Below are 13,722 nucleotides of genomic sequence, written 5' to 3'. Positions count from 1 at the left end.
TCACAGGAGAACACACGATGAACGCTCGCACATTACCTAAAACAACCCTGGGCGGTTTGCTCATGGGTACGCTCTTACTCTCCGCGTGCGGCAGCGCGGACGCAGAGACTGAGCCTGGCACCAATAGCGAAGAAGCAGTCGAGATCAGCGTCGGCACGCTCAATGGAATTCTGAGTGCTCCGCTCTTCCTCGGCGTCTCGGAGGGCATCTTTGAGGAGCACGGACTGGATGTGGACATCAGTTTCGCTGACGGCGGTGCCGCGGTCATTCCTGCCGTGCTCAGCGGCGAATACCAGTTCGGGTACTCCAACACGGTCAGTCAATTGGCCGCCCTGGGAGAAGGGCTTCCTCTGCAATTGGTCCACCCCTCATGGGCGCCGCACGGAGAGTTCGAAGACGACGATCACGGTCTGCTGACTCTGCCGGACAACGGCTTTGACGAGCCAGAGGATCTCGAAGGTGCAAACATCGCCGTCAACACCCTCCAGAACATTGGCGAGGTCCACATTCGGACCGCGTTCGACAACCTCGGGCTCGATCACTCAGACCTCACCTGGACCCAGCTGCCGTTCTCTGACATGAGCGAAGCGCTCGAACGCGGCGACGTCGATGCCATCTGGGTGTCCGAGCCGTTCCTGGCCCCAGGGCTCGACGCCGGCTACGAGTGGCTGATAGCCCCCGGGGCGCAGTCCTTCCCCGAACAAGTCGGCGGTTTCTGGTCCACCTCAGAAACCTTCGCAGAGGAAAGCCCGGAAGTCGTCGAGTCGTTCCGTGAGGCAATGACAGAGATCAATGACTTCGCGGGCGAGAATCCGGAGCTGGTGCGGGAAGTTGCTGTCGAGGAAATGGGCTTCGATGCGGACTACATCGACGATGTGAACCTGCCGATGTTCCCCAACGACAATGACATCGACGCCCTGGAAGACTACGCAGAAGCTGCTGTCGAGTTCGGAATCATTGATGAACTCCCCGAAGATTACGAGGCACTATTCGCCGACTGAGGCTCAGCGACGTACCGCGAACGGACCCGGGACAGTGACTACCGATGCCAGCCCGGGTCCGTTTCCGCTGCGTTGGGCGCACGAGGTCAGGTGTCTGGCTGCAGCCGAACTCGATACCATCGGAGCATGGGAAAGTCAGCAGCGCTTGGGGGACGCCCGCGGCAAAGTGGAATCGTGCCCGATGACCCGCGCGAAGAAATCATCACAACGGCGGCTGAGCTGTTCGCCCAAAAGGGCTTCAAAGCCACGCGCATGACCGAGATTGCGGAGAGCTCAGGACTGCGGCAGTCTTCAATCTACTACTGGTTCCGTTCGAAAGATGAAATTCTGCGCGCCATCATGGACCAGAATCGCGTCTCGCTCACAGCGGCCCGTGCCCTGTCAGACCGCCCAGAGTCCGCAGGCGTCAGGCTCTACATTGTCCTCTACCACGACGTCGTGCAAATGTGCTCCGCTCCGCTGAATTTCTTTGATTTGGAAGAGGCTGCCAATCATCAGCCCGATGTTTTCAGTGATTTCCATTCCGACTATAGGGAACTGTTCGCTCGGCTGCTGACGATCGTCGAAGACGGTGTCCTCGCCGGCGAATTCGACCCCATTGACCCCTCAGAATTTGTTCGCACCGCCCTGAACCTCAATGAAGGAAGCCAGTATCGGTTCCACGTCGAGAGCCTCGGACTGGAGGAGATGCACCGCTTTGCTGACGCGGCGGCTCGAACTTCGGTGCGCGCGATTCTGCGCAGTGTCGATGAACTCGGGACTATCCAGCAGAGCGCCCGGGCAGGCGTCGCGGGCTACCGAGCGCTCATTAGTGACAATCAGGCATCGCTGACCTAACACCGCTAAGGCTTCGCGCTCAAAACTGCCCGGAGAAGGTTCAGGGCACCCTGCTTATGCAGCGGGGAGTTGCGGTTGCCGCATTTCGGTGACTGCACACAGCTGGGGCAGCCATCCGGGCAACTGCATGCCTCGATAGCGCCAGCCGTGGCCGCAATCCACTCCCGGGCAGTCCGGAAACCCCGCTCAGCGAACCCAGCACCACCTGGGTGCCCGTCATAGACAAAAATCGACGGCAGCTCGGTGTCCCGGTGCAACGCGGTGGAAACGCCCCCGATATCCCAACGGTCCGAGCTCGTCAGCAGCGGGAGCAGTCCTATCATCGCGTGCTCCGCTGCATGCAGCGCACCGGGGATATGCTCCACGATCACCCCAGCCTGCTGGAGTGCTGTTTCCGGTGCCGTGATCCACATCGCCTGGGTGCGCAGCGTCGAGGGGGGCAGGTCCAGAGGCTCATCGGAGAGCACCTCAGAACTGCCCAGAGCCTTGCGTTGAAACCCCACTACGGTGCTGGTGACCTCCACCGTTCCGAAATGCAGGTGAAATGCTCCCCAGACCTCATCCTCCAAATCCTCCACCACGGCAATGGAGGTGGTCTCCCGCGCCTGAGTGTAGAACGGCGGATTGGCCGGATTGACCAGTACCGCGTTCTGCTCCACATCCAGCTCTTCAACAATGAAGCTGCGGCCCTGGTGGACATACACCGCCTGCGGATGGGCCTGTGGCTGCACTTGCGCAGAGCCCATTTCTCCGACCACAGTTCCATCTTCGGCGTTGACGATCGTGTACGGACCATCCCCATCGGAACGAATCTTCACCCACGAGGCTGCGGAAACATCGTCATGGGCAAAGAACCAGCCGCGCGGCCGGCGTCGCAAATGCCCCTGATCAGTCAGCGAGTTCACCAACCAACTCAGGCCTCCGAAAAGCCCCGCCTCAGCCACATCATCAGGCGTCAGCGGCAACTCCTGAGCCGCAGCCAGCAGATGTGGAGCCGCCACATGCGGGTTGTGCGGGTCAGTGACCGCATCCTCCACAGGAGTGTCGAATATCGCCTCAGGGTTCTCCAAAAGGTAAGCATCCAGCGGGTCGTCCCCGGCAATAAAGAACGCTGCGCTGCGCTGGGCCGTATCAGCTGCCCTTCCTGCTCGGCCCAACTGCTGGAAGAACCCCGCCCTGGTCCCGGGCCAGCCCGCGATCACCACCGCATCAAGCCCAGAAATGTCGATACCCAACTCCAAGGCGGGGGTCGATGCCACCCCCAGAAGGGCCCCAGACCGCAGGTTCTCCTCCAACTCCCGGCGCTCCTCCTTCAGGTAGCCGGAACGGTAAGTGGCTACCCGCTCCTTCAAGGCCGGGTCAACGTCCAGGAGATGATCACGAGCTATCGCAGCAATGGTCTCGGCGCCGCGGCGCGACTTGATGAACGCCAGGGTTCGGTGTCCCGCCACCATCAGTGAGGAGAGCACATCGGCAGCCTCAACGGTCAGGCTGCGCTTCAGCGGCGCATCATTGTCGCCGGTGTTGTCTGATGGGCTCGACTCCCACAGGTAGACATCTACCGGGCCGTGTGGCGAACCATCGACCGTCACCGGCAACACCTCAGTGCTCACCTCCCCGATCAGGCGGGAGAACGACGACGCCGGATCACCACTGGTTGCCGATGCACCTGTGAACACCGGGTCTGCTCCGTAGGATCTGGCCACCCGGCGCAGGCGGCGCAGCAGCAGCGCCGTATGCGAACCGAAGATGCCCCGAGCCGTATGCGCCTCATCGATGATCACGTAGCGCAACCGCGACAGGAACCTGGCCCAGCCCCGGTGGTTCGGCAAGATGCCGGCGTTGAGCATATCCGGGTTCGTCATCACCACGTTCGCGTGCTGACGGACCCATCGGCGTTCATCCGGGTCCGTGTCACCGTCATAGGTGGCTGGCCTGATTCCACCGGAGGGCCCAACGTGCCCGACGGTCTCAGCCAGTTCCTGCAGCGCATCCAACTGATCAGCGGCTAGGGCTTTGGTAGGGGAGAGGTAGAGGACCGTGGCCTCTCCGGTCGGATGAGCCGTGACGTTGGGTGCCTCCGGGCGGACGCCGAGGATTGCAGCAAGCCCCGGGAGCTGGGTAGCCAAAGACTTACCCGAAGCCGTTCCGGTCGCCACAATCACATGGCGACCGGCGTGCAGTGCCTCCACAGTCTGCCTCTGGTGCGAATACAGCTGCGGCACCCCCACCTGCCGGTAGGCGGCCCGAAGCTCCGCAGGGACCCAGACTGGCCATGGAGCAGTTGACGCCTCACGGGCCGGCAGCGTTCGGATGCGCTTAATCGGCGAGCCCTTACCGACGCGCAGCGGAAGTCCGGCTGCGCGGAGCAGCTCGAGTGCGGCGTCGTCATGGGTCACCGCACCAGAGTAGTCCGTCAGGCTCGGGGGCCCAGGGCAGAGATGTTCTCCGGTAGTCGGTCATGGGTGCCGTACATGAAGTGATTCTTCATGTTCTCGGAGTACCTGCTGGCCGGAGGCGTAAGCCCCACTGCCTCGGCCACCTCCCGGATGTGCATGGGGGAGGCCCCGCAACATACTCCGAGATAGTTGATCCCCATGGCATAGGCCTCCCGGGCAAACGCTCCTACCTCATAGCGGTTCATCATCAGCGGATCCAGGGCTGTAGGGAAGGTGCGTCCGTGAGGGGAAGGCACGGAAGCTCGCACATCCGACAGATTGAAGAATGTCGGCTCCTGTGCGGTCGTGCGGTAGGGGATAGGAAGTGCCGCCACATGGCAGGAGACGGCGTTCCGAATTTCCTTCAGCCAGGGCATCATGGTCTCGGGCCCACGGAAACAGTTCAGGCCCACCACATCAGCACCAGCCTGTTCCAGGCGCTGGCAGGTCTCCACCACTCCCACGCCGTCGGCCATCTCTTCAAACGCCATAGGGGCAAGAGTCAGCACCACAGGGAGCCCCGAGGCCTTGGCGGCATCCAGCGCCGCGTACGCCTCACCGGCATAGTAGAAGGTCTCTCCGATGATGAGGTCCGCACCTTCTTCCACAGCCCACCCGACCATCTCATCGAACATGGCGCGGACCTCCCGCTGCTTCTGTTCGTCTGCGGGATCCCAGATGTTGGTATTGGATATGTTGCCGGCCATAAAGTCGCCTGGACGGGAATTTGCGACCTCGCGGGCTATCCGCAAAGCTGCCCGGTTCAGCGGCTCCAGCAGATCCTCTTTGCCGATGACCCGCATTTTCTCCCGGTGTCCGTTATAAGTGAACGCCTCAACAATATGAGAACCGGCGCGTTGGAAGTCGACGTGCAGGGTGCGCAATGCCTCAGGATGTTCCAGGGCAACCTCGGGGACGAACTCTCCGGCCGTGAGATAGCCGCGGCGCTCCAGCTCGAACAGAAACCCTTCAGCACAGATTACGGGTCCGGCGTCGAGTAGGTCTTTTAGAGAATGGGGGGCGGTCATGCGCCGCTCCTTTCAGTCGTGGGACATGAAGCTGCCACGAGGAGGAGCGGCCGAGGCGAGGCCTCGCGTATCCGGCCGGGGTGTCGAGAGAATCCGTGGCAGTACCCGCCACTCTAACGCATTGTTCACATCATTGCCATCTATGTTCAGACACGGCGGAACTGACGTGACGTGCTGCCGCTGGAGTGCCGGCTGTAGTCACAACTCCGCACAGTCGGCGCGGTGGGACTAGTCGTCCATATCGTCGTCGATCTGAGAGTGGGATGGGCGGGGCTTCCCCTTAGTGGAGGGAGATCCAAAGACATGCACATTGCCCAAGTGCGTCCATCCGAGATACTCATACAGCTCTTGACCGTCGCCGGTGGCCACCAGCAGGCCCTCTGAAACATCATGCTCATGGGCTATCGCCAGCAGTGCGCGGGTGACAAAGGTCCCCAAACCCTGGCGCCGATAGTCGGGGGAGGTGTAGATCCGGTCCAGGATGACGTAATCATCGACCACGGCCATACGGCCGCGGGCGGCCACATTGTCCTCGTGGTGCACCGTGAAGAGCGTCCACCCGTCAAAGTCCTCGCGACTGGTGGAATAAGTCTCCGGCGTGATGGGGTCCTCTACATCTTGGGTGTCCATATCAACCACCATGAGCTTTTCCTCATCGCTGATGAGTTCCAGCCCGTCGATCTCCTCAGCACCCAGGATGTCCGATTCGGGCTCTGCGATCACCGTCAGCAAACGGGAGGGGCTCTTGTTCACAGCGGAGGCGACTTTGCGAAGCTCGGTCTCTTCCGGATCGAAGACAACGTACTCCCACTGCTCAGCATCTTGACCCAGGCGTGCTGAATGCACTGCGCCCTCATGTCGCACCTCATAGCCATGGGTGCGGGCCCATCCCGTCACCCAGGTCTGGACAAGCAAGTCACTCAGCTCGGACGTCATTATCTGCTCCATTCGTTCTCGGCCTGAAAGGAATCTCCGGAGATAGTCCTCAGGTCGGGTCACCATCTATGCCTGCTCGTGTCACCCGAGCGATGCGCCTTATCGGGGAGATTCCTTACATTAGCTGACGCTGAATGATTGGACCCCCCGGCCATATCTGTCCACTACCCAACATATATGCAGGATCACATGTGTCGGTAGGGGGCAAACGTAACAATCTGGTGCGCAGGCCCACTGGGGCCTCGGTGAAATGTGGTGAGCTGCGGCGTCGTACCCTTAATACCGTGACTCAGTCCCGCATCGTTTTGTACTACAAGTTCGCGCCCATCAAAGACCCCGAAGCGGTCAAGCTCTGGCAGCAGACACTCTGCCGTGAACTGGGGCTCAAGGGGCGCATCATCATCTCCGAACACGGCATCAACGGCACGGTGGGCGGTGAACTCAGTGCCGTGAAGTCCTACGTCAAACAGACTCGCAGCTACAGTCCCTTCCGCGGCACCGAGTTCAAATGGTCCGAGGGTGAGGCTGAGCAGTTCCCCCGGCTGAGCGTGAAGGTTCGCCCTGAGCTGGTGGCTTTCGGGGTGCCGGACCAGGTCAAAGTCAATGAGGACGGCATCGTTGGGGGCGGTCAGCACCTGAAGCCCGAACAGGTCCACGAACTCGTTGAGACCAAGCAGAGCGAAGGTGTGGAGGTGACCTTCTTCGACGGGCGCAACGCCATGGAAGCACAGATCGGCCGGTTCAAGAACGCGGTGGTTCCCGATACGGAATCCACGCGTGATTTCATCACCGAGCTGGACTCCGGAAAGTACGACCATCTGAAGGACCAGCCGGTGGTCACCTACTGCACCGGCGGGATCCGCTGTGAGGTGCTCTCTGCACTGATGAAGGACCGGGGCTTCGAGGAGGTCTACCAGATCGACGGCGGCATTGTCCGCTACGGGGAGACTTACCAGGACTCCGGGTACTGGGAGGGAGAGCTCTACGTCTTCGACGGCCGGATGAACACGCGCTTCAGTGAGGACGCAAAAACCCTCGGGGAATGCGTGAACTGTTCGGCGGCGACGTCGCGCTTTTTCAACTGTGCAGACCGCGGCTGCTCCAATCTGCAGCTCTACTGCGCCGACTGCAGTCATATCCCGGCCACCACTCGCTGCGACGTCTGCACCGCCCGAGTGACAGCTGACCCGAACCACCCCAATCAGGGAGAACTGGGAAAACAGCGCCGCCTCACCTCCGCCTGATACCCCGCCGCCCGGTGCAACACCTTCCGGTCCGGGCGCTGGCGGTCTTTGGCCGCTCTCCTGGGGCATTATCAGGCGCCTGTTGAGAGTTCAGCACCCTAAAGGACGCTGAACTCTCAACAACGCGCTGATTTTTCCTAGGCGCGGGCGGACAGTGCAGCGCCACGCCACAGCCTGCCCGGCATAAGCTGAGCTCTATGCCTCACCCCGACGTCACCGCTTCGACTACAAGCCCGGCCCCGCCGTGTTCGGCTGACCTGGAGTTGGTTGCTGCCCTTCGGGAAGATTTTCTGGAGGCCGGATTTACCAACGACGGCCTGGTGGACCTCCTAGGTGCAGATGTGGTGGCCGCGCTCCGCCGCGAGCAGGTCGTGCCGGGCCAACTGCGTGTGGCGGACTTCATTGGCAGCGTGCGCAGCCCCGCCCCAGACGCTGCGCAGCGATCCGATCTGTGGAAGCGTGCGGTGCTCACTGCACTGTGGTTGGTGGCCAGCCAGGTCGACGCCGATCAGGTTAAGGCTGCCCTGCCCCGCACTGGACTTCAGGGGTTGGAGCGTTTGCGGTTGATAGAGGTGACGTCTGCCGGGGTCGTGCTGCCGCGCAGCGAACTGCAGCCCTACCTGGTGGAGACGTCCAACGGTATGCGGGATATGTGGGTCAGCAGCGACCTCAGCTCGCACCAGGTGCAGGGAGCGCTGCCCCATGACCATGTGCTCGGCATCGGGCAGGCGAGCCTCACCTTGGCTGGGGTGACCCACCGCCGCCAGGTGAAGACCGCGTTGGACATCGGCACCGGTTGCGGGATCCAGCTGCTGCATCTGCTGGACCACGCTGAGCATGTGGTGGCAACGGATCTCTCCGAGCGGGCCCTGGAGTTCACCCGCTTCAACCTCCTGCTCAACGCTCCGGCCCTGGGTATGGATCCGGCACGTCTGGATGACCGTGTGGAACTTCTGCACGGGTCGCTGTTAGAGCCGGTGGCCGGCCGACGGTTCGAGCTGGTGGTCTCGAACCCACCGTTTGTGATCACCCCGCGCCAGCCCGAAGAGACCGAAGCCGACCGGTACATGTACCGCGACGGCGGCCGTGAGGGGGATGCGCTGCTCCAGGAGCTCATTGCTGGACTCCCTGATGTTCTCAGCCCGGGCGGCACAGCTCAGCTGCTGGGCAACTGGGAAAGCACTGATGACGACGCCGCCTGGGACACCCGGCCAAGGGCCTGGGTAGAACAGACCGGACTCCACGGGTGGTTGATTCAGCGGGACTCCCAGTCACCGCCGGAATACGCAGAAACATGGTTGCGGGACGCCTCCGAGGAACGCGGTCTCAGCGAATACCGCCGCCGGTACGCGCACTACGTCGCTGACTTCACCACTCGGGGAGTTCAGCGGATCGGATTCGGGTTCATCTGGTTGCAGAGGGCTGACTCACAGTGTCCATGGGGGCGGTTCGAGGAGCTCACAGGAGACATTCAACAGCCACTGGGACCGGTGATGGGTGAAACCGCACACCGGGCGCAAGAAGAGCCGGAGACAGTACTTGCAGCTCCGCTCACCGTTCCGGAAACCGTCACCGAGGAGAGATATCAACGATTCGGGGCTGAGCACCCGGAGGTCATCATGGCCCGGCAGGGTGCAGGCTTCCGGCGCGCCCGCCCCATCAGTTCCGCAGCAGCGGGGTTCATGGGCGCCTCCGACGGCGAGTACACCGCCGCCCAGCTGATCACGGCCGTCTGTTCGCTCACCGACACAGACGAGGACGCGCTCGCAGCCGAGATCTGCGACCTGTATGTCGAGGGGTTCCTGGAGGTCGAGCTTGGGGTGGTTGATGGAGTCCGGCGCATGTGAGCGTCTGCCGTGATGACGTGCTTGCTCTCGTGGTATCTTGTCATCAGACAACAGACGTTTTGGCTCGGTGCTGTGAGGGAGGCAATACATGGAGATCGTCATTATGGAGAACGCCCAGCAGGTGGCGCATCGGGCCTCTGATGTCATTGAGCTCTACGTACGCCGTGGCGCCACTCTGGGTCTGGCCACCGGATCAACACCTTTGGAGACTTATAAAGAGCTGATTCGGCGGCACCACGCCACGGATTTGAGCTTCGCAGAGTGCCGCGCGTTTCTGCTCGACGAATACGTGGGACTGCCTCAAGGGCACCCGCAGGGCTATCGGGAGACGATACGTCGAGAGTTCACTCGTCATATCGACATCAGTGATGACCAGGTCCATGGTCCCGACGCATCCGCCGAGGACGTCAGAGCCGCGGCTCTGACCTACGAGCGTCAACTGTTGGCGGCCGGCGGAGTGGACATCCAGATCTTAGGCCTGGGCACTGATGGTCACATCGGCTTCAATGAACCTGGCAGCTCGTTGGTCTCACGCACGCGGCTTAAGACCCTGCATCCACAGACGGTGCAAGACAATGCACGTTTCTTCGAATCCCCCCAGCAGGTGCCCCGGCACGTCCTGACGCAGGGGTTGGGGACCATCGTTGACGCCGGGCACCTGCTGCTGCTGGCCACTGGGCCCACCAAGAGTGCCGCCCTGGCGGCCCTGTCAGAAGGACCCCTGAGTGCCGCGTGTCCGGCTTCGGTGCTGCAGTGGCACCCCCACGTGACTGTGATCTCTGATGAACCTGCCGCTGCAGAGATGAAACTCCGCCACTACCACCGAGCTGTGCTGGCACAGAAGCCACCCCGGCAGCCCCACTGAGCCGCGCGCCGGTGGCAGGAATTCCGTCCCGCCAGAGCCCTCAGTCGCCCAGGAGGTCTTCCAAGTGGGCGTAGTGGTTCCAGACTGCCTGCTGGTAAGCTTCCGGGTCCCCTGCCTCGGCGGCGTCGAGCATCTGCTGATGAGCCTCTGCTGTTTTGACTTGCCCATCACTGGGTGAGGGGCCCAGGTCCGGCACCACGGCCATGTGCACCATCCACATAGAGGCTGTGAGCTGCTGCGCCAGCACACCGCCGATGCGGTCCAGCAGCCCCTGGTGAAATGCGATGTCCTCGTCCATGAACTTCTCGCCGCGGACAGCTTTAGCCATCATCTGATCCACGTACTCGCGCAGGTCGGGATTCGAGGTGCCATTGAATGCGGTGACGATGTCGTGCGTCAGGCCCAAGTCCAAATACCGGCGCACCTTCACCACCTCTCGGAGGGAGCTCTTGTTGGATTTCTGCTCCAGCGCCGAGCGCAGCACGAGCGTCTCCACCATCGGCGCCAATGACATGTCCCCGACGAAAGTGCCCCTGCCCTGCCGGATGACGACAATATCCAAAGCTTGAAGTGTGCGCAGCGCCTCACGCACCGAGGAGCGCGAAACCTGCAGGTCGGCGCACAGCTTCGCCTCTGTGGGCAGGGCGTCACCCGGTTTAAGGCCTCGGCGCAGGATGTAGGCCTTGATGGCATCAGTCGTCGCAGCCGAACGGCTGATCATTTCTAGTCCGGAGAGCAACTGGCCGTCGGTCTCGTCGCCTTCGATGCGCATCAGATTCTGCAGCATCTGCTGTGGTGTGGTCTGGCTCACTTGCGTGTGTGGGTTCGACGTCATATATTGATCCTACCCGCCATTAGGTCAGATGTCAGACATATGATCTGCTCATTGAAAGGAAACGAATCACATGCGCACCACAGCCAGGGGGGTCACCACCCTCGCAAGCTTGGCCATCACCACGTTGGCGTTGACTGCTTGCGGCGGTGCTACACCGCAAGACGCCGAAGGCGAGGACGGCGGCAACGGAAGTGACACTACTCTCCGTGCCGCCGTTGCCTATGAGACTGACAACTACCATCCGTCATCAACTGCCTCGGCGCTGGCGATGGGCGCCAACTGGCACGTCATGGAGGGACTCTTCGAGCTCGACATGACCACCGGCGAGCCCTATGCGGCCCTATCCGCCGAGGACGAACTCACTGAGATCTCCGAGACCGAGTACGAGGTGACGCTGCGTGATGAGGCCCGGTTCTCTGACGGTGAACCCGTCACCGCTGCGGATGTGGTGGCCTCCTTCGAAAAATCGGCTGACCCCGACAACATCTACGGCCCCATGCTGAGCTTTATTGACGAGGTCACGGAAGTGGATGAGACCACGGTCTCCATCACCCTCCGTCACCCCTTCAGCCTGGTCAAAGAGCGCCTCGCCCTGGTCAAGATCGTTCCGGCTGACGCCTCGGATGAGGAGCTGACCTCCCAGCCGATCGGCACCGGCCCCTGGACCTATGAGTCGATTTCCCAAGCTTCAGTGGACTTCGTGCCGAATGAGCACTACAACGGTGATCGCCCCGCGCAAGCAGGCGCAATGGAATGGGACGTCATTCTCGACGACACCGCACGCACCACCTCGCTCCAGGAAGGCACCGTGCACGTGGCCGAAGCGGTTCCCGCAGATATGCAGGACGTCATCACAGGGTCAGGCGCGGAAGTCGAGGCCGTTCAAGGTTTCAACCTGCCGTTCCTGATGTTCAACACCACCAAAGAACCTTTCGATGACCCCGCGGTCCGGCAAGCAGTCCATTACGCCATCGACGTGGAGCAGCTGATCGAGAACGCGATGTCAGGCACTGCCCAGGCAGCGACGTCGTTCCTTCCCGAAGACCATCCCAACTACAACGAAGCCGCCAACGTCTACGACCACGATCCGGAGCGCGCCCAGGAGCTCCTGGACGAAGCTGGAGTGGAGGACCTCTCGCTGACCCTGGTCACCACTGACCACGCCTGGATCTCCGCTTTGGGCCCGCAGATCCAGAACGATCTGGGAGCTGTCGGGATTGATGTGAGTCTCCAAGAAGAGGCCTCGGCCTCCCTCTACGCCAACTACACCGACGTCGAAGTTCCCACCTACGATGTCGCCCTGGCACCGGGCGATCCCTCAGTGTTCGGCAACGACCCGGACCTGCTGATGAATTGGTGGTACGGGGACAACATTTGGACCCAGCAGAGGTCATTCTGGGGGGAGACCGAAGCCTTTGAAGAGTTCCACGGGCTTCTTGACGAAGCCGTCCAAGCGGAGGGGGACGAGCAGCAGCAGCTGTGGAACGAGGCATTCGACCTGATCTCTGAGGAGGTGCCGATCTACCCGCTGTTCCACCGCGAGGTCCTGACCGGCTACCAGCCTGATGCGATCAGCGGATTCGAACCCATCGGCACCACCGGCCTGAATCTGCTGGGCGCCGAGGCCACCGACGCCGAGTGATACCGACGGATGGGTGGGGCAGGCGCTGATCGGCGTCCGCCCCACCCATCCCGCCCCGTACCTCCACCGCTAGTCCTCCATCGGAATGGATTATGAACCACGTCTTCAGCCTCATCGCGAGGCGACTCATGGTGTTACCGATCATGGTTCTGGGAGTCACATTCCTTGTGTTCTTCCTCATGTCGTTCTCCAACATCGACCCCGCATACTCCGCCCTCGGCGAAGGAGCCAGCCCTGAGGCGCTAGCCGCCTACCGCGAGGCCCACGGTCTGAACGACCCCTGGCTTAACCGTTTCCTGAGCTTCCTGGGCGGACTGCTCCAAGGTGATCTCGGTACCTACGGCACACGCCAAACCCCGGTCGCCGACCGGGTCTTTGAGGCTTTCCCAGTCACCCTGGAACTGACCTTCATCGGGCTGGCCCTGGCTGTGGTGATCTCACTTCCGCTGGGCGTGCTGGCGGCGCTGTATCGCGACAAGTGGCCGGACCAACTGATTCGCGTTGCCTCGATCATCTTCATCGCCACGCCGTCGTTCTGGCTGGCCGTCCTATTGATCCTGGCATTCTCGGCGAATCTCGGCATGTTTCCGGCCTCCGGAGCACTGCCCAGCTTCTTCGAGAACCCGTCCGGCTACGTCAACCGCATGATCATGCCGACATTTGCTCTGGCCGTGCCCGTAGCCGGGTCACTGATACGCATCATCAGGACCTCCATGGTGGAAGAGCTAGATAAGGACTACGTGCGCACCGCACTCGGTACAGGAATCGCCAAGCCCGTGGTGATCGGCCGCAACGTGCTGCGCAATGCACTCATCACGCCGGTAACGGTGATGGGGCTGCGCATCGGTTACCTGATGGGCGGTGCGGTGGTGATCGAGGTGATTTTCAACCTTCCCGGCATGGGAGTGACGATCCTTCAGGGCATCCAGCAAAACCATCCCGACCTGGTGCAGGGCGTGGTGCTCATCGTGGCGCTGGCGTTCATCGTCATCAACATCATCGTCGATCTCCTGTACCTGCTCATCAACCCCAGAATCCGGGCGGTGTGA

The 13,722-nt window shown here is 61.8% G+C and carries 11 protein-coding genes; 7 read left to right on the top strand and 4 right to left on the bottom strand.

Translation table 11 applies throughout. The annotated features are described in order from the left end of the window. Positions 1–17: 17 nt before the first annotated feature. The gene (locus tag FH975_RS07965) at positions 18–1,001 is read left to right on the top strand and encodes an ABC transporter substrate-binding protein (protein WP_162320867.1); all 984 of its coding nucleotides are present in this window, start codon (positions 18–20) and stop codon (positions 999–1,001) included. Between the two features lie 126 nt (positions 1,002–1,127). Beyond that, positions 1,128–1,838 carry a TetR/AcrR family transcriptional regulator gene (locus tag FH975_RS07960; protein ID WP_162320866.1) on the top strand — a complete coding sequence of 237 codons (711 nt, stop codon included), beginning with the start codon at positions 1,128–1,130 and terminating at the stop codon, positions 1,836–1,838. 5 nt (positions 1,839–1,843) lie between these two features. On the opposite strand, the gene FH975_RS07955 is transcribed toward FH975_RS07960, so the two are convergent. The 3 genes from FH975_RS07955 to FH975_RS07945 all read right to left on the bottom strand — a co-directional run bounded on the left by FH975_RS07955 (position 1,844) and on the right by FH975_RS07945 (position 6,240). Beyond that, positions 1,844–4,237, bottom strand: a complete 2,394-nt coding sequence (locus tag FH975_RS07955) for a DEAD/DEAH box helicase (protein WP_328821825.1) — start codon at positions 4,235–4,237, stop codon at positions 1,844–1,846. A gap of 17 nt (positions 4,238–4,254) precedes the next feature. Continuing rightward, positions 4,255–5,304: a homocysteine S-methyltransferase family protein gene (locus tag FH975_RS07950; RefSeq protein WP_162320865.1), complete on the bottom strand. Its 1,050-nt coding sequence runs from the start codon at positions 5,302–5,304 to the stop codon at positions 4,255–4,257. A 228-nt stretch (positions 5,305–5,532) separates the two neighbouring features. Beyond that, on the bottom strand, positions 5,533–6,240 hold the full coding sequence (locus FH975_RS07945) for a GNAT family N-acetyltransferase (RefSeq protein ID WP_162320864.1): 708 nt from the start codon (positions 6,238–6,240) through the stop codon (positions 5,533–5,535). A 284-nt stretch (positions 6,241–6,524) separates the two neighbouring features. Between FH975_RS07945 and trhO the strand changes: the two genes are divergently transcribed. From trhO to nagB, 3 genes are all read left to right on the top strand, one after another. Continuing rightward, complete coding sequence (trhO, locus tag FH975_RS07940; RefSeq protein WP_162320863.1) at positions 6,525–7,484, top strand: oxygen-dependent tRNA uridine(34) hydroxylase TrhO; 960 nt, start codon at positions 6,525–6,527, stop codon at positions 7,482–7,484. 197 nt (positions 7,485–7,681) lie between these two features. Continuing rightward, complete coding sequence (locus FH975_RS07935; RefSeq protein WP_162320862.1) at positions 7,682–9,331, top strand: DUF7059 domain-containing protein; 1,650 nt, start codon at positions 7,682–7,684, stop codon at positions 9,329–9,331. Positions 9,332–9,419: 88 nt separating this feature from the next. Continuing rightward, positions 9,420–10,196 carry a glucosamine-6-phosphate deaminase gene (gene nagB, locus FH975_RS07930; protein WP_162320861.1) on the top strand — a complete coding sequence of 259 codons (777 nt, stop codon included), beginning with the start codon at positions 9,420–9,422 and terminating at the stop codon, positions 10,194–10,196. A 40-nt stretch (positions 10,197–10,236) separates the two neighbouring features. Here nagB and FH975_RS07925 read toward each other — a convergent pair whose 3' ends face one another. Beyond that, on the bottom strand, positions 10,237–11,031 hold the full coding sequence (locus FH975_RS07925) for a FadR/GntR family transcriptional regulator (protein ID WP_202923102.1): 795 nt from the start codon (positions 11,029–11,031) through the stop codon (positions 10,237–10,239). Positions 11,032–11,101: 70 nt separating this feature from the next. On the opposite strand from FH975_RS07925, the gene FH975_RS07920 reads away from it, so the two are divergent. Both FH975_RS07920 and FH975_RS07915 read left to right on the top strand, forming a co-directional pair. Then, positions 11,102–12,673, top strand: coding sequence for an ABC transporter substrate-binding protein (locus tag FH975_RS07920; protein WP_162320860.1), 1,572 nt, complete (start codon positions 11,102–11,104; stop codon positions 12,671–12,673). A 92-nt stretch (positions 12,674–12,765) separates the two neighbouring features. Next, positions 12,766–13,722, top strand: a complete 957-nt coding sequence (locus tag FH975_RS07915) for an ABC transporter permease (protein WP_162320859.1) — start codon at positions 12,766–12,768, stop codon at positions 13,720–13,722.

This window comes from Nesterenkonia haasae (assembly GCF_010119385.1).
Lineage (GTDB): Bacteria > Actinomycetota > Actinomycetes > Actinomycetales > Micrococcaceae > Nesterenkonia > Nesterenkonia haasae.
Note: the sequence above shows the minus strand (reverse complement) of the source record. Positions and strands in the feature narration are given on the sequence as shown.

Excerpts from the sequence above, each read along its gene's own strand:
- FH975_RS07965 (WP_162320867.1), top strand. The coding sequence starts at position 18 with ATGAACGCTCGCACATTACCTAAAACAACCCTGGGCGGTTTGCTCATG.
- FH975_RS07960 (WP_162320866.1), top strand. The coding sequence starts at position 1,128 with ATGGGAAAGTCAGCAGCGCTTGGGGGACGCCCGCGGCAAAGTGGAATC.
- FH975_RS07950 (WP_162320865.1), bottom strand. The coding sequence starts at position 5,304 with ATGACCGCCCCCCATTCTCTAAAAGACCTACTCGACGCCGGACCCGTA.
- FH975_RS07945 (WP_162320864.1), bottom strand. The coding sequence starts at position 6,240 with ATGACGTCCGAGCTGAGTGACTTGCTTGTCCAGACCTGGGTGACGGGA.
- FH975_RS07935 (WP_162320862.1), top strand. The coding sequence starts at position 7,682 with ATGCCTCACCCCGACGTCACCGCTTCGACTACAAGCCCGGCCCCGCCG.
- nagB (WP_162320861.1), top strand. The coding sequence starts at position 9,420 with ATGGAGATCGTCATTATGGAGAACGCCCAGCAGGTGGCGCATCGGGCC.
- FH975_RS07925 (WP_202923102.1), bottom strand. The coding sequence starts at position 11,031 with ATGACGTCGAACCCACACACGCAAGTGAGCCAGACCACACCACAGCAG.
- FH975_RS07920 (WP_162320860.1), top strand. The coding sequence starts at position 11,102 with ATGCGCACCACAGCCAGGGGGGTCACCACCCTCGCAAGCTTGGCCATC.
- FH975_RS07915 (WP_162320859.1), top strand. The coding sequence starts at position 12,766 with ATGAACCACGTCTTCAGCCTCATCGCGAGGCGACTCATGGTGTTACCG.